The sequence below is a fragment of the Bacillus sp. Root920 genome (assembly GCF_001429445.1).
GTDB lineage: Bacteria > Bacillota > Bacilli > Bacillales > Bacillaceae > Bacillus > Bacillus safensis.
This window is the reverse complement of sequence record NZ_LMJV01000010.1, coordinates 22,507-39,342: the sequence shown is the minus strand read 5'-3', so window position 1 is coordinate 39,342 and position 16,836 is coordinate 22,507. Positions and strand designations below refer to the sequence as shown.

General features: G+C 41.7%; 16 protein-coding genes. 15 read left to right on the top strand and 1 reads right to left on the bottom strand.

Annotated features, from left to right (window positions below; all coding sequences use genetic code 11):
- Positions 1–97: 97 nt before the first annotated feature.
- The gene (locus ASE42_RS16290) at positions 98–487 is read left to right on the top strand and encodes an FxsA family protein (protein ID WP_056768156.1); all 390 of its coding nucleotides are present in this window, start codon (positions 98–100) and stop codon (positions 485–487) included.
- 26 nt (positions 488–513) lie between these two features.
- On the opposite strand, the gene ytvI is transcribed toward ASE42_RS16290, so the two are convergent.
- On the bottom strand, positions 514–1,632 hold the full coding sequence (gene ytvI, locus ASE42_RS16285; RefSeq protein ID WP_056768152.1) for a sporulation integral membrane protein YtvI: 1,119 nt from the start codon (positions 1,630–1,632) through the stop codon (positions 514–516).
- Positions 1,633–1,732: 100 nt separating this feature from the next.
- Here ytvI and ASE42_RS16280 point away from each other — a divergent pair, with 100 nt between their 5' ends.
- The 14 genes from ASE42_RS16280 to nrdR all read left to right on the top strand — a co-directional run bounded on the left by ASE42_RS16280 (position 1,733) and on the right by nrdR (position 16,760).
- Positions 1,733–2,197 (top strand): DUF441 domain-containing protein, encoded by a 465-nt coding sequence (locus ASE42_RS16280; RefSeq protein ID WP_024424791.1) that lies wholly within the window; start codon positions 1,733–1,735, stop codon positions 2,195–2,197.
- Between the two features lie 376 nt (positions 2,198–2,573).
- On the top strand, positions 2,574–3,692 hold the full coding sequence (citZ, locus tag ASE42_RS16275) for a citrate synthase (protein ID WP_024424790.1): 1,119 nt from the start codon (positions 2,574–2,576) through the stop codon (positions 3,690–3,692).
- 147 nt (positions 3,693–3,839) lie between these two features.
- Positions 3,840–5,111: an NADP-dependent isocitrate dehydrogenase gene (gene icd / locus ASE42_RS16270; protein ID WP_024424789.1), complete on the top strand. Its 1,272-nt coding sequence runs from the start codon at positions 3,840–3,842 to the stop codon at positions 5,109–5,111.
- A gap of 34 nt (positions 5,112–5,145) precedes the next feature.
- On the top strand, positions 5,146–6,084 hold the full coding sequence (gene mdh, locus ASE42_RS16265) for a malate dehydrogenase (protein ID WP_008356047.1): 939 nt from the start codon (positions 5,146–5,148) through the stop codon (positions 6,082–6,084).
- 185 nt (positions 6,085–6,269) lie between these two features.
- On the top strand, positions 6,270–6,998 hold the full coding sequence (locus tag ASE42_RS16260) for a response regulator transcription factor (RefSeq protein WP_024424788.1): 729 nt from the start codon (positions 6,270–6,272) through the stop codon (positions 6,996–6,998).
- Positions 6,991–8,733: a two-component system histidine kinase PnpS gene (gene pnpS / locus ASE42_RS16255; RefSeq protein ID WP_024424787.1), complete on the top strand. Its 1,743-nt coding sequence runs from the start codon at positions 6,991–6,993 to the stop codon at positions 8,731–8,733. The genes ASE42_RS16260 and pnpS overlap by 8 nt, the downstream gene beginning before the upstream one ends.
- 255 nt (positions 8,734–8,988) lie before the next feature.
- The gene (gene polA, locus ASE42_RS16250; RefSeq protein WP_056768148.1) at positions 8,989–11,628 is read left to right on the top strand and encodes a DNA polymerase I; all 2,640 of its coding nucleotides are present in this window, start codon (positions 8,989–8,991) and stop codon (positions 11,626–11,628) included.
- 26 nt (positions 11,629–11,654) lie between these two features.
- Positions 11,655–12,488, top strand: coding sequence for a DNA-formamidopyrimidine glycosylase (gene mutM / locus ASE42_RS16245; protein WP_056768145.1), 834 nt, complete (start codon positions 11,655–11,657; stop codon positions 12,486–12,488).
- Between the two features lie 174 nt (positions 12,489–12,662).
- On the top strand, positions 12,663–13,295 hold the full coding sequence (ytaF, locus tag ASE42_RS16240; protein ID WP_025092255.1) for a sporulation membrane protein YtaF: 633 nt from the start codon (positions 12,663–12,665) through the stop codon (positions 13,293–13,295).
- 13 nt (positions 13,296–13,308) lie between these two features.
- A complete protein-coding gene (coaE, locus tag ASE42_RS16235) occupies positions 13,309–13,914 on the top strand; it encodes a dephospho-CoA kinase (protein WP_056768141.1) in 606 nt (201 codons plus the stop codon).
- 172 nt (positions 13,915–14,086) lie between these two features.
- Positions 14,087–15,109 carry a glyceraldehyde-3-phosphate dehydrogenase gene (locus tag ASE42_RS16230; RefSeq protein ID WP_024425707.1) on the top strand — a complete coding sequence of 341 codons (1,023 nt, stop codon included), beginning with the start codon at positions 14,087–14,089 and terminating at the stop codon, positions 15,107–15,109.
- Between the two features lie 235 nt (positions 15,110–15,344).
- Positions 15,345–15,725: an adenosylmethionine decarboxylase gene (gene speD / locus ASE42_RS16225; protein ID WP_003216492.1), complete on the top strand. Its 381-nt coding sequence runs from the start codon at positions 15,345–15,347 to the stop codon at positions 15,723–15,725.
- 185 nt (positions 15,726–15,910) lie between these two features.
- Positions 15,911–16,297 (top strand): hypothetical protein, encoded by a 387-nt coding sequence (locus ASE42_RS16220; RefSeq protein WP_024425708.1) that lies wholly within the window; start codon positions 15,911–15,913, stop codon positions 16,295–16,297.
- Positions 16,298–16,301: 4 nt separating this feature from the next.
- Positions 16,302–16,760: a transcriptional regulator NrdR gene (gene nrdR, locus ASE42_RS16215; RefSeq protein WP_003216720.1), complete on the top strand. Its 459-nt coding sequence runs from the start codon at positions 16,302–16,304 to the stop codon at positions 16,758–16,760.
- Positions 16,761–16,836 lie beyond the last annotated feature (76 nt).

Sequence of the window (16,836 nt, the reverse complement as noted above, 5' to 3'; positions counted from 1 at the left end):
CATCCAAGAGGGGAGTTGTCTGACTCCTCTCTTTTTTTATGTTACACTAAAAAAAGTAAACAGCTTTCGATGAAAGATACCCCATGAGGTGATATGGTTGAAGAAATATTTTCTACTATTATTAATTCTGTTCCCTGCGGTGGAAATTAGTTTATTTTTAATCTCAAGTAAAATCATTGGCATTTTGCCAACGATGCTGCTCATCGTGCTGACAAGTGCCTTAGGTGCTTATTTTGCAAGAAAACAAGGGATAGAAGCCTTCCAAAAAGTGCAGCGTGATTTACAATATGGCAAGATGCCAGGGGGAGCGATTGTCGATGGTTTTTGTATTCTCATTGGCGGTCTGCTGCTGCTCATTCCAGGCTTCTTATCGGATCTCATTGGGGGTTTGCTGCTCATTCCGGTGACGAGAAAGGGAATCAAGCCGCTCTTTGAACGCTGGCTTAGAAACATGTCTAATCGTAACCGCTACACGATCATTCGTTAAAGAGACCTTCAGGCTGAAGGTCTCTTTTATTTTTGCATGCCATACCGAATGTACTCATAAATATCTCTGAAAACTCCTGCATTACGGAACGCCTGCCACACGACAAGAGAAGCAGGGCCAATCACAAGTCCTAAGAAACCAAACCATTTTAACCCGACAAATAGCGCTACAAGCGTTGCTAAAGGATTAAGTCCAATGGATTTGCTTAAGACTTTTGGCTCTGATATTTGTCTTTGAATGAGGACGACAATATACAAAATGCCCAGTCCAATGGCGAGGGAAAGATTTCCTGTCATAGCAGAATAAATGATCCACGGTAGAAAAACAGTACCGCTCCCGATATATGGAAGTAAATCGACGAGCCCAATACATAAAGCAATTACAAGGGCGTGCTCAACTTTTAAAATGATGAGTCCAATCAATACAATACCAATCGTCATGGCCACAAGCAGGAGCTGGGCTTTCATAAAGCCAGTAATGGCTTTTTTGATTTCAGATAAAATGGCGCGTGTATGCTGCATCCATTTTGCGGGAAAGATACGTGAGCCATATGTTTTTAACGTAAACCAATCCTTCGTGATAAAAAAAGTTGCGAGAGCAGAAAATAACAGAGTGGCTGCTGCATCAGGCAAAAGACCTAAAAACGCTGGAATAAGCTCGAGTGTTTTCGAAAGAAAAGTCCCGATTTTTGCGGCCGCTTCATCACCGAGTGCTTGAATTTGTCCCAAAATCGATTCCTTTTGACCTGCTTGAAGCGTATTAAATTGGGCCGTCACATCATGATATAAAGGCAAAATCTTGTCTGTGAAAAATTGCTCCACAATACCAATCATTTGATCAAGATGGCCAGGCAGCACTTTTGCCAAATAAGCACTTCCTGAAATGATTTCCGCAACTAAAAGCGTCATTAAGCCAGCAGCTGCAACTAAAAAGAGCAAGAGCACAATGACCACAACAAGTCCTCTCGGCATCCCGGTGATCTCTTCGATTTTGCATACGGCAGGATGAATTAAACAAGACACAATAAGAGCAATCCAAAAAGGATATAAAAACGGAAAAGACTGATATAAAAAGACAACAGCAAAAACAGCAATGCTGATCATCATCAAACTTCGCAAAAAAATGGCCACATAGGCGTGATTCACACAATCCCCTCCAAAAAACAAGCATGTCCGATACTTCATTTTATTCAAAAAGATTAGTAATATGAAAAGGTCGCAATAAAAAGAAAGAAAGGAGCGGCGTATGTTTACTCAAGCAAATTTATTTTTGGTACTTTTACTCGTTATTGCACTTATTGCAAAAAACAATTCGTTAATTGTAGCGGTCTCTGTGCTGATCGCGATTAAGCTGATTGGCCTGGATCAAAAAATTTTCCCGGTTCTCCAATCTAAAGGCATTAATTGGGGAGTCACCGTTATTACCATTGCTGTGCTGGTCCCGATTGCAACAGGTGACATTGGATTTAAGCAGCTTGGAGAAGCGATGAAATCTTCCTATGCTTGGATAGCTCTTGGAGCGGGTATATTAGTAGCATTAATTGCAAAAAACGGGATTGTGCTACTCGAAAATGATCCGCATATTACGGCAGCGCTTGTGTTTGGTACCATTTTGGCAGTCAGCTTATTTAAAGGTGTGGCTGTTGGGCCGCTCATCGGGGCAGGAATCGCTTATTTGGCGATGCAGGCTGTGAAATTTTTCAGCGGGTGAAAAGAGAGTGGTTCCTGCCACTTTCTTTTTTAAATTTTTTCTTGCGTGAGCTTTTGCAAAAAAACATAATTAAATATATTAAAAGAAGCAAAATCCCTTTATTCCATGCCTGATATGGGAGACTGGAAAAAAAAATATCAAAAAAAATTATAGTTAAACATTTAACAAATGTCTGATTATTGTTTATAATGGGAATAGGCTTAATTTTGAACTCATTGATCACACAAGAGATATGAGGCTAAAAGCGCTCTAACCGTATAGGTAAATGTAAGCATTTTCTTTTCTGAGCCTGTTATCTTATTCGGATTGGATAGCGCTTTCAAAAAGTGAGAATTCTGCAACGAAGGGGAATCTTTTTAAAAAGGGGAGATTGAACATGACAGCAACAAGAGGTCTTGAAGGTATCGTGGCAACAACTTCATCCGTAAGCTCAATTATTGATGATACTCTTACTTATGTAGGGTACAATATTGATGATTTAACTGAAAAAGCTACATTCGAAGAAATTGTCTACCTGTTATGGCACTTAAAGTTGCCGAATGAGCAGGAGCTGAGTGAATTAAAACAGCAGCTCAATGAAAATGCTCAGATTCCGCAAGAAATCATTGAGCATTTTAAATCTTATTCGCTCGATGGGGTTCATCCAATGTCTGCGATTCGTACAGCAGTATCTTTACTAGGTTTACTCGATGACGAATCAGAGATTATGGACAAAGAAGCGAATTACAGAAAGGCGATTCGCTTACAGGCGAAAATTTCTGGACTAGTCGCTGCGTTTTCACGCATTCGCAAAGGACTTGAGCCTGTACAGCCAAAAGAAGAATACAGCTATGCTGCAAACTTCTTGTATATGCTAAATGGCGAAGAGCCGTCACCAGTAGAAATTGAAGCCATTGATAAGGCACTTATTCTACATGCGGATCATGAATTAAACGCATCGACATTTACAGCACGTGTATGTGTTGCTACACTATCAGATATCTACTCTGGTGTAACAGCGGCTATCGGTGCGCTGAAAGGACCGCTTCATGGCGGCGCTAATGAAGGCGTGATGAAGATGCTTTCAGAAATTGGCGAAGTTGAAAACGTAGATTCCTATATTCATGGTAAGCTAGAGAAGAAAGAAAAAATTATGGGCTTTGGCCACCGTGTATACCGCCAAGGTGACCCGCGTGCAAAGCATCTAAAAGAAATGAGCCAGCGTTTAACAAACCTCACTGGCGAGCCGAAATGGTATGAAATGTCTGTTCGCGCAGAGGAAATCGTGACATCAGAGAAAAATCTTCCACCAAATGTTGATTTTTATTCTGCATCTGTATATCACAGTCTTGGGATTGATCATGACTTGTTTACACCAATTTTCGTGATCAGCCGATTCTCTGGATGGATTGCTCACATTCTAGAGCAATATGACAACAACCGTCTCATCCGTCCAAGAGCTGACTACATTGGACCTGATCTTCAAACCTTTGTTCCGATCAGTGAAAGAGACTAATGTTTATAGAATAAGCGGGGGCTGATTTCAAAAGGCCAATCAGCCTCTATATCAACAAAAAACGAATCACGTGAAAAACTTTTTTGCTTGCAGACATCAAGCCAAGAAGTTTCAAATATTCACTACATAACCTGGGAGGTAATATCATTGTCACAAGGCGAAAAAATTACAGTTACTGGCGGCGTATTGAATGTACCAAATAATCCAATTATCCCGTTTATCGAAGGGGACGGAATCGGTCCTGACATTTGGAAAGCAGCATCAAGAGTACTTGAAGCAGCTGTAGAAAAAGCATATAAAGGTGAAAAGCAAATCACTTGGAAAGAAGTATATGCAGGTGAGAAAGCTTACAATAAAACTGGAGAGTGGCTTCCTGAGCAAACGCTTGAAGACATTCGTGAATACTTAATTGCGATTAAAGGACCACTAACAACACCAATTGGCGGAGGAATCCGTTCATTAAACGTGGCACTTAGACAAGAGCTTGATTTATTCACATGCTTACGTCCAGTTCGCTGGTTCAAAGGCGTACCTTCTCCTGTGAAACGTCCAGAAGACACAGATATGGTGATCTTCCGTGAGAACACAGAAGATATCTATGCTGGTATCGAGTATGCAAAAGGTTCAGACGAAGTGAAGAAGTTAATTGACTTCTTGAAAAACGAATTAGGTGTGAACAAAATCCGTTTCCCAGAAACGTCAGGTATCGGAATCAAGCCAGTTTCTGAAGAGGGTACATCCCGTCTTGTCAGAGCGGCTATCCAATATGCAATTGACCAAGGCCGTAAATCTGTGACGCTTGTTCACAAAGGAAACATCATGAAATTTACAGAAGGTGCCTTCAAAAACTGGGGCTACGAAGTGGCTGAAAAAGAGTTTGGCGACAAGGTCTTTACATGGGCACAATATGATCGTATTGTAGAACAAGATGGAAAAGATGCGGCAAACAAAGCGCAAAGTGAAGCAGAAGCTGCTGGCAAAATCATTGTCAAAGACAGCATTGCAGATATTTTCCTTCAACAAATCCTAACTCGTCCAGCTGAGTTCGATGTTGTGGCTACAATGAACTTAAATGGAGATTACATCTCTGATGCACTTGCAGCACAAGTTGGTGGAATTGGTATCGCACCAGGTGCGAACATCAACTACGAAACAGGACACGCTATTTTTGAAGCGACTCACGGCACAGCACCAAAATATGCTGGTCTTGATAAAGTGAATCCATCTTCTGTTCTTCTATCAGGCGTGCTTTTACTTGAGCACCTTGGCTGGCAGGAAGCAGCTGATCTAGTGATTCAATCTGTTGAAAAAACAATTGCATCTAAAGTCGTCACGTACGATTTTGCTAGATTAATGGATGGCGCAACAGAAGTAAAATGTTCTGAGTTTGCTGACGAGCTCATCAAAAACTTGTCTTGATTCTTAAACTTTAAAGTTAAAGGGGAAAAAGGAAATGGCAAACAAGCGTAAAAAAGTATCTGTCATCGGAGCAGGTTTTACTGGAGCAACTACAGCATTTCTAACAGCTCAAAAAGAATTAGCGGATGTCGTATTAGTTGATATCCCGCAGCTTGAAAACCCAACAAAAGGGAAAGCTCTTGATATGCTGGAAGCAAGCCCTGTTCAAGGCTTCGATGCGAACATTACAGGCACTTCTAACTACGAAGATACAGCCGGTTCTGATGTCGTGGTCATTACGGCAGGAATTGCAAGAAAGCCGGGAATGAGCCGTGACGATCTCGTGTCCACAAATGAAAAAATCATGCGCAGCGTGACACGCGAAATCGTTAAATATTCTCCAGAAGCCATTATTGTTGTGTTAACAAACCCTGTTGATGCAATGACATATGCAGTTTATAAAGAATCAGGATTACCAAAAGAAAAAGTCATTGGACAATCGGGCATTCTTGATACAGCACGTTTCCGTACGTTTGTTGCTCAAGAATTAAACCTATCTGTCAAAGATGTGACGGGCTTTGTCCTTGGTGGACATGGCGATGACATGGTTCCGCTTGTTCGTTACTCTTATGCAGGCGGTATCCCGCTTGAAACATTGATTCCAAAAGATCGTATTGATGCGATTGTTGAAAGAACAAGAAAAGGCGGCGGCGAAATCGTAAACCTATTAGGTAACGGTAGTGCCTATTATGCACCTGCTGCTTCACTAGTAGAAATGGTTGAGGCGATTCTAAAAGATCAGCGCCGCGTCATCCCAACGATTGCATACCTTGAAGGTGAATATGGCTACGAAGGCATTTACCTTGGAGTACCAACAATCGTAGGTGGAAACGGCCTTGAGCAGATCATTGAGCTTGAGTTGACAGAAGAAGAAAGAAGTCAGCTTGACCGTTCTGTTGAATCTGTTAAGAACGTCATGAAAGTATTGTCTTAATATGAAAAAAAGAAGGCTTCTCTTATGAGGGGCCTTCTTTTTGTTTACAAAACCAATCTTGTCGAAATTTTAAATTGTCCTCTTGTTAAGCTTTCGTTAAAATGAAAGAGAAAGCATGACTTCTCGCTTTTCACATAAGATACAAAAAAACGGATGCAGGGGAAATCACTAATTGGAGGCACAACATGAATAAAAAAATATTAGTTGTGGATGATGAAGAATCGATTGTAACACTTCTAAGCTATAACCTTGAAAGGGCGGGCTATGATGTCGTCACAGCAAGAGATGGCGAAGAAGCGCTTGAAAAAGCAGCAAGTGAACAGCCTGATCTCATTGTATTAGATTTAATGCTTCCGAAGATGGACGGCATTGAAGTGTGCAAACAACTGAGAATTCAAAAAATGATGTTCCCTATTTTAATGCTGACAGCAAAGGACGATGAATTTGATAAGGTGCTCGGCCTTGAGCTTGGAGCCGATGATTACATGACAAAGCCATTTAGTCCTAGAGAAGTGGGTGCTCGGGTAAAAGCCATCTTGAGAAGAGCGCAGCAATCTCAGCCTGTCCCCGCGCAAGAGGAGAAGGAAGAGATCATTGCAGACCAAATCAAAATTGGTGAACTGCGCATTTTACCAGAACACTACGAAGTCTACTTCCAAGAAGAACGCCTAGAGCTTACGCCGAAGGAATTTGAACTGCTGCTTTATTTGGCCAAGCATAAAGGACGTGTCCTCACACGTGATCTGCTGCTAAGTGCCGTTTGGAATTATGACTTTGCAGGTGACACTCGTATTGTGGATGTACATATCAGCCACTTGCGGGACAAAATTGAAAAGAATACGAAAAAACCAACATACATTAAAACCATTCGCGGCTTAGGCTACAAATTGGAGGAGCCAAAGCCAAATGAGTAAAATTAGAACCCGTCTGTTTTCGGGCCTTATTTTTCTCCTTTTTATTGTGTTTGTTGCACTTGGCCTTTTTTTGGATCACATGTTCCATGTCTTTTATGAAACAAAATTAACGGAACGAATGGAAAATGAATCGAGCTTTCTTCTTTCTTCCATGGATGGTGATGATCTGCAGGCGAAGCAAAACAAGGAGATCCTCAATCAGGCAAAGCAGCATCTCGATATGAATGCATCAATTGTGGACCTGAAGGGGAATATCATACATACAACAGGTCAAGCGGAGCAAAGGGGCATCATTCAAAACACACTGAACAATGAACGCCTTCAAACAAAAGGCGTCGTCATTGAGGATGAGAAGGATGCGCTGTTTCATTACGCCGTCCCTATCCTGAAACAAAACAAACCGGTGGGCTATTTATTTCTCCATGCGTCATTCCAGCCTTTAAATGAAATTGACGGCCAGCTTTGGCTCGCATTAGCCGTTTGTCTTGGCTCGGCGATTATTATTATCGTTTTCTTTGGATACCGCATGTCGATGAAATATGTAAAACCGATAGATTATGCCACAAAGGTAGCCAAACAGCTGGAACGAGGGAACTATGATACCAATCATTATGAAGAGCTCATCATCGAAACAAGTGAGCTTAATACATCAATGAAGCGCCTGGCAGAAAGCCTTCAAGAAATGACTAGCACTGGGGAAATGCAGCGGGACCGTCTGCAAACAGTCATTGAAAACATCGGAGCAGGAATTATTTTGATTGATAAGATGGGATATATCAACCTAGTCAATCGAACCTTCCGCAAGCAGTTTAAAGTGCAAAAGCACATTTACATGCACAAGCTGTATCATGAAGCATTTACTCATGAAGAAATTATTGAGCTGATTGACGAAATTTTCATGACAGAAACGAAGGTGCGGAAGTTTTTACGCCTGGCCGTTGACATTGAACGGCGCTACTTCCAGGTGGATGGTGTTCCCATTTTAAGTACAGACGATGAATGGAAAGGAATTGTCCTTGTATTTCATGACGTGACAGAAACAAAGCAGCTTGAGCAGATGCGAAAAGATTTTGTCGCCAATGTGTCTCACGAATTAAAGACACCGATTACGTCGATTAAAGGATTCTCCGAAACTCTTCTTGATGGAGCGATTGATGACAAAGAAGCGTTGACACAATTCCTTTCCATCATTCTAAAAGAGAGTGTCCGTCTCGAAACTCTTATTCAAGATTTACTCGATCTTTCCAAAATCGAGCAGCAGCATTTCAAACTGAATATTCAAGACGCCAATGCGACAGAAATCATTCAAGAGATTGAAGTCCTTTTAAAACAAAAGGCCGCAGAAAAAGGCATTCAATTACAAGTGCGAATCCCGAAAGAGCCTGTCTATGTGATGGCAGATCCTCTGAGGTTAAAGCAAATCTTCCTCAATCTCGTGAACAATGCCCTTACCTATACACCAGAGGGAGGGAGTGTCACCATTTCGGCAAGACCGCGGAAAGGCGCCTATGAATTTGATGTAGCAGATACAGGAATCGGCATGAAGAAAAGCGAGATTCCAAGAATATTTGAGAGATTTTATCGAATTGATAAAGATAGAAGTAGAAATTCAGGCGGTACAGGACTTGGTCTTGCCATTGTCAAACACCTTGTGGAGGCGCATGAAGGGACGATTTCGGTCCATAGCAAACAAGGTAAAGGAACGACTTTTACAGTGAGCCTGAAATCAAAATAGGAAAAAAAGGAAAGTCACGTTAAAATTTACATGATCTTTACAATGGATTCATGTTTAGTTAAACAATCATTGGTAGGATGAATAGGAACCCCTTCATCCAAGGAGCCAATTTTGTAAGGACGAAAACACTTGTTGTTTTCGTCCCTTTTTTTATGCAGGTTCGACTATTTTCTTTTCAAAATAAACTTTGATAAAATGATGATACAATGTGTGAAAGAGACGGCTGAAATGGCTCAGCCGATGGAGGATTAAAACATGACAGACAAAAAGAAATTAGTACTAGTGGATGGAAACAGTCTCGCATATCGAGCCTTTTTTGCATTGCCGCTATTATCAAATGATAAAGGCGTCCATACAAATGCCATTTATGGCTTCGCGATGATCTTAATGAAGATGCTCGAGGACGAGAAGCCAACCCATATGCTTGTCGCATTTGATGCGGGAAAAACAACGTTCCGCCACGAGACATTTAAAGAATATAAAGGCGGAAGACAAAAAACGCCGCCAGAGCTATCAGAACAAATGCCGTTTATCCGTGAACTATTAGATGCCTATCAGGTGAAAAGGTACGAGCTTCCTCAATACGAGGCAGACGATATTATCGGGACATTGGCTGTGGAGGCAGAAAAAGACGGCTTTGAAGTCAAAATTTTCTCAGGAGATAAGGACTTAACGCAGCTCTCAACAGACCATACGACGGTAGCAATTACGAAAAAAGGCATTACAGAAGTAGAATATTACACACCGGCTCATATTGAAGAGAAATATGGCCTGCGCCCAGAACAAATCATCGATATGAAAGGTTTGATGGGAGATTCCTCAGATAATATCCCAGGGGTGCCAGGTGTAGGTGAAAAAACAGCGATTAAATTGTTAAAGCAGTTTGAAACGGTTGAAAACCTGCTTGAACATATTGACGAAGTCAGCGGGAAAAAACTCAAAGAAAAGCTTGAAGAATATAAAGAGCAGGCAGTGATGAGTAAAAAACTCGCAACGATTCTTGTAGAAGCGCCAATTGATGTATCAAGTAAGGATCTCGCATATGAAGGTCCTCATATGGATCAAGTGATCTCTCTTTATAAAGAACTAGGCTTCCAAACGCTGCTAGAACGTCTAGGAGAAGCACCAGAAACAGGTGAACAGGTCGAAGTAGAAGCATTAGAAGTGAAAAAAATGACCGAAGTAACGGATGAGATGCTGACAGATCATGCCGCCCTTGTGGTAGAACAGCTTGGAGATAATTATCATGAAGCAGATTTGATTGGTTTTGCGATCCATAATGAAAATGGTGCGTTTTTTATCACGAAAGAAGATGCGCTTCAATCAAATGCATTTAAACAATGGGTACAGGATGAAACGAAGAAGAAATGGGTCTTTGATTCAAAAAGAGCAGTTGTCGCCCTCAGATGGCATGATGTCGATCTAAAAGGTGTCGATAACGATGTTCTGCTCGCTTCCTATGTCGTCAACCCTCAGAAATCGTATGAGGACGTTGCAAGTGTGGCGAAGGAATATGGTCTTAACATCGCTCTTTCTGATGAAGTAGTGTACGGAAAAGGAGCAAAGCAGGCGATTCCACCTGAAGATGAACTGAAGGAACATCTTGGGCGAAAAGCAGCGGCGATCTCTGCTCTGCATGATTTAACACTTGAAGCGCTAGAAAAAAATGATCAGCATGAACTATATGAAGACTTAGAGCTGCCGCTTGCCCTCATCTTAGGTGAAATGGAATCCCTTGGCGTAAAGGTAGATATTGAGCGCCTAGAGAAGATGGGTGAAGAGTTAACGAAAAAGCTGAAAGAATATGAAGAAACCATTCTCCGCTTAGCAGGTGAAACGTTTAACATCAATTCTCCTAAACAGCTTGGCGTGATTCTTTTTGAAAAATTAGGCCTGCCGATTATTAAAAAGACAAAGACGGGCTACTCGACATCTGCGGATGTTCTTGAAAAGCTTGAAGATAAGCACGAGATCATTCGGTCCATTCTGCATTACCGCCAAATTGGAAAGCTCCAATCGACCTATGTGGAAGGCTTAATGAAAGTAACGCGCAAGGATACCCATAAAGTGCATACACGATTTAATCAAGCACTCACACAAACAGGAAGATTAAGCTCAACAGATCCCAACTTGCAAAATATCCCGATTCGTTTAGAGGAAGGACGAAAGATTCGTCAAGCATTCGTCCCTTCAAAAGAAGGCTGGCTCATGTTTGCTGCTGACTATTCTCAAATTGAGCTGCGTGTACTCGCTCATATTTCTCAGGACGAGAATTTGATCGAAGCGTTTACGCAAGATATGGATATTCACACAAAGACAGCGATGGACGTGTTCCATGTCTCAGAAGAAGAAGTGACTTCCTCTATGAGAAGACAAGCCAAGGCAGTCAACTTCGGAATTGTATATGGAATCAGTGACTATGGATTATCTCAAAATCTTGGGATCACAAGAAAAGAAGCAGCTGCCTTTATCGAACGCTATTTAACAAGCTTTAAAGGCGTGAAAACCTATATGGAAGAGATCGTGCAGGAAGCGAAACAAAAAGGATATGTCACGACGCTTCTCAAACGCAGAAGGTATATCCCGGATATCACAAGCCGTAATTTTAATATCAAAAGCTTTGCCGAACGAACAGCCATGAACACACCGATCCAAGGAAGTGCAGCTGATATTATTAAAAAAGCCATGATTGATATGGCGCGAAAGTTAAAAGAAGAAAACTTGCAGGCAAATCTTTTATTACAGGTGCACGATGAATTGATCTTTGAAGCACCGAAAGAAGAAATTGCCATACTTGAAAAAATTGTCCCTGAAGTCATGGAAAATGCACTTCAGCTAGATGTGCCGCTAAAAGTTGATTTTGCTTCAGGCCCATCTTGGTACGACGCAAAATAATAGAGAGAGAAAAAGGAGCGAGGAGCATGCCGGAATTACCAGAAGTTGAAACCGTCCGGCGCACACTCAAGCGGTTAGTCGAAGGAAAAACGATTGAAACGGTCGATATTAAATGGCCAAATATCATCAAACGTCCTGGGGAGCCGGAAGAGTTCGCAAGAAGGATGGTAGGAGAAACAATACAAACCATTGAAAGAAGAGGAAAGTTCCTGCTCTTTCATTTAGACCATTACGTGATGGTCTCCCATTTAAGGATGGAAGGGAAATACCGTGTACATGAAGCGCATGAGCCATACGATAAACATGTCCACGTCGTCTTTACGTTTACAGACGGTACTGAGCTTCGGTATCATGATGTGCGTAAATTTGGCACGATGCATTTATTTCAGCCGGGTGAAGAAGAAAAGGAACTCCCGCTCTCACAGCTGGGATATGAGCCTTTTGATGATCAATTCACTCCGGAATATTTATGGGAGCAATTGAAAAAAACATCCCGTGTGGTCAAAACAGCGCTGCTTGATCAAAAGATTGTCGTGGGACTAGGTAATATTTATGTAGATGAGGTTTTGTTTAAAGCAGGCATTCATCCAGAAACAAAAGCGAATCAGCTCAGACTTGAATCGTGTAAAGTGCTTCACAGGCATATTATCGATACACTTCAAGTAGCGGTAGATGCAGGAGGCAGCACGATTCGCTCATATATCAATTCACAAGGTGATATTGGAACATTTCAGCTGCAGCTTCTTGTGTATGACCGGCGGGGAGAGCCTTGTCAAACATGCGGAAGCATCATTGAGAAAACAGTAGTCGGAGGGCGCGGCACTCATTTTTGTGTGACCTGCCAAAAACGTCCTCAATAAAAATCAGCCATCAGCATGCTTCCTTTTTGTAGTGCATACGATAAAAAACATTCATTTTTCAGCAAGGTGTAGACTGACACACAGCCCACCTGCTCTTCATATAGTGAAGAAGAGTCTAAGGACGCCTAGAGACTCTTGATCATCGTTGCATGAACAGAAAGGAAGAGTTCAGGTATGATTTCGATTTCGCTCCTGTTTTTAGCTATTGCAGTCAGTATTGACAGCTTTTCTGTAGGCTTTACGTATGGCCTTCGTAAAATGAAGATTCCATTTAAAGCGATTGTCATTATTGCATGCTGTTCAGGGATTGTGCTGCTCATTTCCATGCTGATTGGCAGCCTGCTGACGACATTCCTCCCTGTCTCAGTGACAGATAAACTTGGTGGAGGCATTTTGATCGCCATTGGACTTTGGGTCCTTTATCAATTTTACAAACCAGCGAAAGAGCGTGATTTGCTTCTTCATGAAAAGACATTGCTCAATGTGGAAGTGCAATCGCTTGGTCTTGTCATTCAAATTTTGCGAAAGCCGACAAGTGCAGATATTGACCGTTCTGGGACGATCAATGGAATGGAAGCGGTGCTTCTTGGGATTGCTTTATCCATTGATGCATTTGGCGCAGGGATTGGCGCTGCGATTCTAGGCTTTTCTCCAATTGTCATGAGTATCACTGTGGCCGTGATGAGCTCACTCTTTGTATGTATCGGGCTCCGTGCCGGTCATTACTTGGCCAATTGGCGCTGGATCGATAAACTTGCATGCTTACCAGGGCTTCTGCTCATTTTAATTGGGGTGTGGAAGCTGTAAAGGAGGAAATCAATTGACGCTTGTCATTGGATTAACAGGCGGGATTGCTAGTGGAAAAAGCACCGTCTCGCAAATGATAAAAGAGCAGGGCATCAGGGTCGTGGACGCAGATGTCATTGCAAAAGAAGCGGTTGCCAAAGGTACACCAGCTCTTCAACAAATCGTTCAAGCCTTTGGCGAGGATGTTCTTCTGCCAAATGGGGAGCTGAACCGGCAGCAGCTTGGAGCCATCATTTTTTCTGATGAAGAGAAAAGAAAGCAGTTGAATGCGATTGTTCATCCTGAAGTGAGAAAAGAAATGCTCAAACAGCGAGAGGAAGGGGTTAGTCAGAAGGAAACCTTCGTTGTCCTCGATATCCCGCTTTTATTTGAAAGTCAGCTGGAAAGCCTTGTCGACCGCATCATTGTGGTGTATACAACGCCTGAATTGCAGCTGTCGCGGCTCATGAATCGAAATGACCTTAGCGAGGAAGAAGCGCTGAATCGTATTCACTCTCAGCAGCCTCTTGAGGAGAAATGTAAAAAAGCAGACCGCGTGATAGAGAACACACAAGATCTCGCGTTTATTAGAAAGCAATTGCAGAACATATTAAATGAATGGGAACATACAGATAAGTAAGAGTACATACACGTACTCTTCTTTTTTTATGCTTTATTCTGATTTCCTTTGAAAAGAACAGCCCTTTTTAGAAAATATACGTTTATATACTGGCAATTACATTCTAATGTGATATACTAATTTCATAAATAAATTTATTGAGTATAACACATAATAGAGGAGTGACCTGTTCATGAAGGTAAAAGCAGCGATCAATGGGTTTGGCAGAATTGGACGCATGGTCTTCAGAAAAGCAATGCTTGATGATCAAATTCAAATTGTAGCGGTGAACGCAAGCTATCCTGCCGAAACGCTAGCACATTTAATTAAATATGATACAAATCATGGACGTTACGAATGTGATGTGACAGCAGAAGATGACGCCTTGATTGTGAATGGCAAAAGAGTTCTTTTGCTTAATAATAGAGACCCAAAGCAGCTTCCATGGGGAGAGCTTGGGATTGATATCGTCATTGAAGCAACAGGTAAATTTAATTCAAAAGATCAAGCGATGGGCCATATAGATGCCGGAGCGAAAAAAGTCGTTCTAACAGCTCCAGGTAAAAATGAAGACATTACGATTGTGATGGGTGTCAATGAGGATGATCTTGATCCTGAAAAGCACGTCATTATTTCAAACGCATCTTGTACAACAAACTGTTTAGCACCAGTTGTGAAACTGTTAGATGATGAATTTGGCATCGACAATGGTTTAATGACAACGGTTCATGCTTATACAAATGATCAAAAAAATATCGATAACCCGCATAAGGATCTGCGCCGGGCGAGAGCATGTGCTCAGTCCATTATTCCAACTACGACGGGTGCCGCTAAAGCGCTTTCTTTAGTGCTTCCGCACATGAAAGGGAAATTACATGGACTTGCACTTCGCGTACCAGTTTCCAATGTGTCGATGGTTGATCTTGTCGTTGACTTGAAAAAAGATGTGACAGCAGAAGAAGTCAATGCAGCCTTCTCGAATGCATCTAAAACATCTCTTGCCGGTATTTTAGATTACACAGATGAGCCGCTTGTCTCTACGGACTTTAACACAAACCCTTATTCAGCAGTCGTTGATGGACTGACAACGATGGTAATGGAAGGGAGAAAAGTGAAAGTTCTTGCATGGTATGACAATGAATGGGGTTATTCATGCCGAGTGGTTGACCTTGTAAAGTTTGTCGGCGCACAGATGAAAGAGCTGTCTGCTGTTTGAAATGAAGAAGACGATCGTCCCTTTTCAAGAAATGAGAGAAAATCCCACTAAAAACACAGCTTGCAAAATGGATCTAAACAAAGTATACTATTTTTCGTGAACTTCTTGTTCGCAGACTCATTCGGGTATACTTAAAGGGTTAGGACCTCTTAGGACTAACTTTCCCCCGTGGTATATGTCCGGTCCGGCTGCTTAGAACTTCACTCTTTCATTCTTGTTTAAAGGGGGGTCCATGATGGAAACAATCGGACGTCACGTTATCTCCGAGCTATGGGGATGCGACTGTGATAAACTGAACGACATGGATTTTATTGAAAAAACGTTTGTAAATGCAGCTTTGAAATCAGGAGCTGAGGTAAGAGAGGTTGCTTTTCACAAATTTGCACCTCAAGGAGTAAGTGGAGTTGTCATTATTTCTGAATCTCATCTGACAATTCACAGCTTTCCTGAACATGGTTATGCGAGCATAGATGTTTATACTTGCGGTGACCTAGATCCGAATATTGCAGCAGATCATATCGGAGATGAATTAGGTGCTGAAACAAGAGAAAACATCGAAATTCCTCGAGGCATGGGACCTGTACAAGTAAAACAGGCACAAGCCAAAGCACTGTAAACATAAAAAAGATTGCAATGGGAGCTGGCCAAAAGCATTGAATGCCTTTGTGTTATGCTCCTTTTTATATTTTTTTTTGATAAAAAATCCAACATTCCCCAGCTTGTCTATACTTTTGTTCTAGGAAAACAAAGGTTTTTTTTATAAAATAAAGAAAGAGGCATTATGGCAAAGGGGATACGTGTATGACTTTAAGACAAAAGTTTAAGCGATTCATGTCAAACCATACAGAAACATCTGACGAGCATCCAGTGTCAGAACTGAAAAGCCATTACTACAAATCGACGAATGCACAAGTTTTTCAAGCGGTGGAAACCATTCTTTCCCGAAGCGATTCTTATCAAGTGACATCTGTTTCAGCAGAACGAGGTGAAATCAGCGCAAACATACGATTGCCGAAAAAAGCCTTTCTCGTGGCGACTGTCATTTCAATTCGTCCTTTTGAAACAGCTGTCGATTTTAATGTGACAACAGAAACGGCCCTGCCAACAGATTTCGGCTATAGTCAAAAGACCGTTCTGTCCCTTTATGATGAACTAGACAAACAACTTCCAAGAATAGATCGGAGCTGATGAAATGAAATGTCCCACATGTCAGCACCTTGGCACAAGGGTGCTTGATTCAAGACCAGTAGATGAAGGGAAATCCATCCGTCGTAGAAGAGAGTGCGAAAGCTGCCAATATCGCTTTACGACGTTTGAAAAATTAGAAGAATTACCGCTGATTGTGGTGAAAAAAGAAGGGATTCGAGAAGAATTCAGCCGGGAAAAAATGCTGAGAGGACTCATCAAAGCGTGTGAAAAGCGTCCTGTCGCTTTAAAGCAGCTGGAGGATGTCTGCTTTAATATCGAAAAAGAACTGCGCAATCAAGGCATGTCAGAGGTGAAAAGCGAGCTTGTAGGTGAAATGGTCATGGACGAGCTGGCGAAAATTGATGAAGTGTCTTACGTCAGGTTTGCCTCGGTTTACCGGCAGTTTAAAGACATCAATGTCTTTATTGATGAATTAAAAGATCTATTAAAGAAAGAACGCTAAAAAGAGCTGGAGATTCTTCATGCTCTTTTTCCTGCGTAAAGCGTAAAACGTAAAAAGAGTGTACAATGGAAACAAT

What these genes read in the sequence shown, in the direction of transcription:
- ASE42_RS16280 (WP_024424791.1), top strand. Translation starts at nt 1,733, where the DNA reads ATGTTTACTCAAGCAAATTTATTTTTGGTACTTTTACTCGTTATTGCA.
- citZ (WP_024424790.1), top strand. Translation starts at nt 2,574, where the DNA reads ATGACAGCAACAAGAGGTCTTGAAGGTATCGTGGCAACAACTTCATCC.
- mdh (WP_008356047.1), top strand. Translation starts at nt 5,146, where the DNA reads ATGGCAAACAAGCGTAAAAAAGTATCTGTCATCGGAGCAGGTTTTACT.
- ASE42_RS16260 (WP_024424788.1), top strand. Translation starts at nt 6,270, where the DNA reads ATGAATAAAAAAATATTAGTTGTGGATGATGAAGAATCGATTGTAACA.
- pnpS (WP_024424787.1), top strand. Translation starts at nt 6,991, where the DNA reads ATGAGTAAAATTAGAACCCGTCTGTTTTCGGGCCTTATTTTTCTCCTT.
- polA (WP_056768148.1), top strand. Translation starts at nt 8,989, where the DNA reads ATGACAGACAAAAAGAAATTAGTACTAGTGGATGGAAACAGTCTCGCA.
- mutM (WP_056768145.1), top strand. Translation starts at nt 11,655, where the DNA reads ATGCCGGAATTACCAGAAGTTGAAACCGTCCGGCGCACACTCAAGCGG.
- ytaF (WP_025092255.1), top strand. Translation starts at nt 12,663, where the DNA reads ATGATTTCGATTTCGCTCCTGTTTTTAGCTATTGCAGTCAGTATTGAC.
- ASE42_RS16230 (WP_024425707.1), top strand. Translation starts at nt 14,087, where the DNA reads ATGAAGGTAAAAGCAGCGATCAATGGGTTTGGCAGAATTGGACGCATG.
- speD (WP_003216492.1), top strand. Translation starts at nt 15,345, where the DNA reads ATGGAAACAATCGGACGTCACGTTATCTCCGAGCTATGGGGATGCGAC.
- ASE42_RS16220 (WP_024425708.1), top strand. Translation starts at nt 15,911, where the DNA reads ATGACTTTAAGACAAAAGTTTAAGCGATTCATGTCAAACCATACAGAA.
- nrdR (WP_003216720.1), top strand. Translation starts at nt 16,302, where the DNA reads ATGAAATGTCCCACATGTCAGCACCTTGGCACAAGGGTGCTTGATTCA.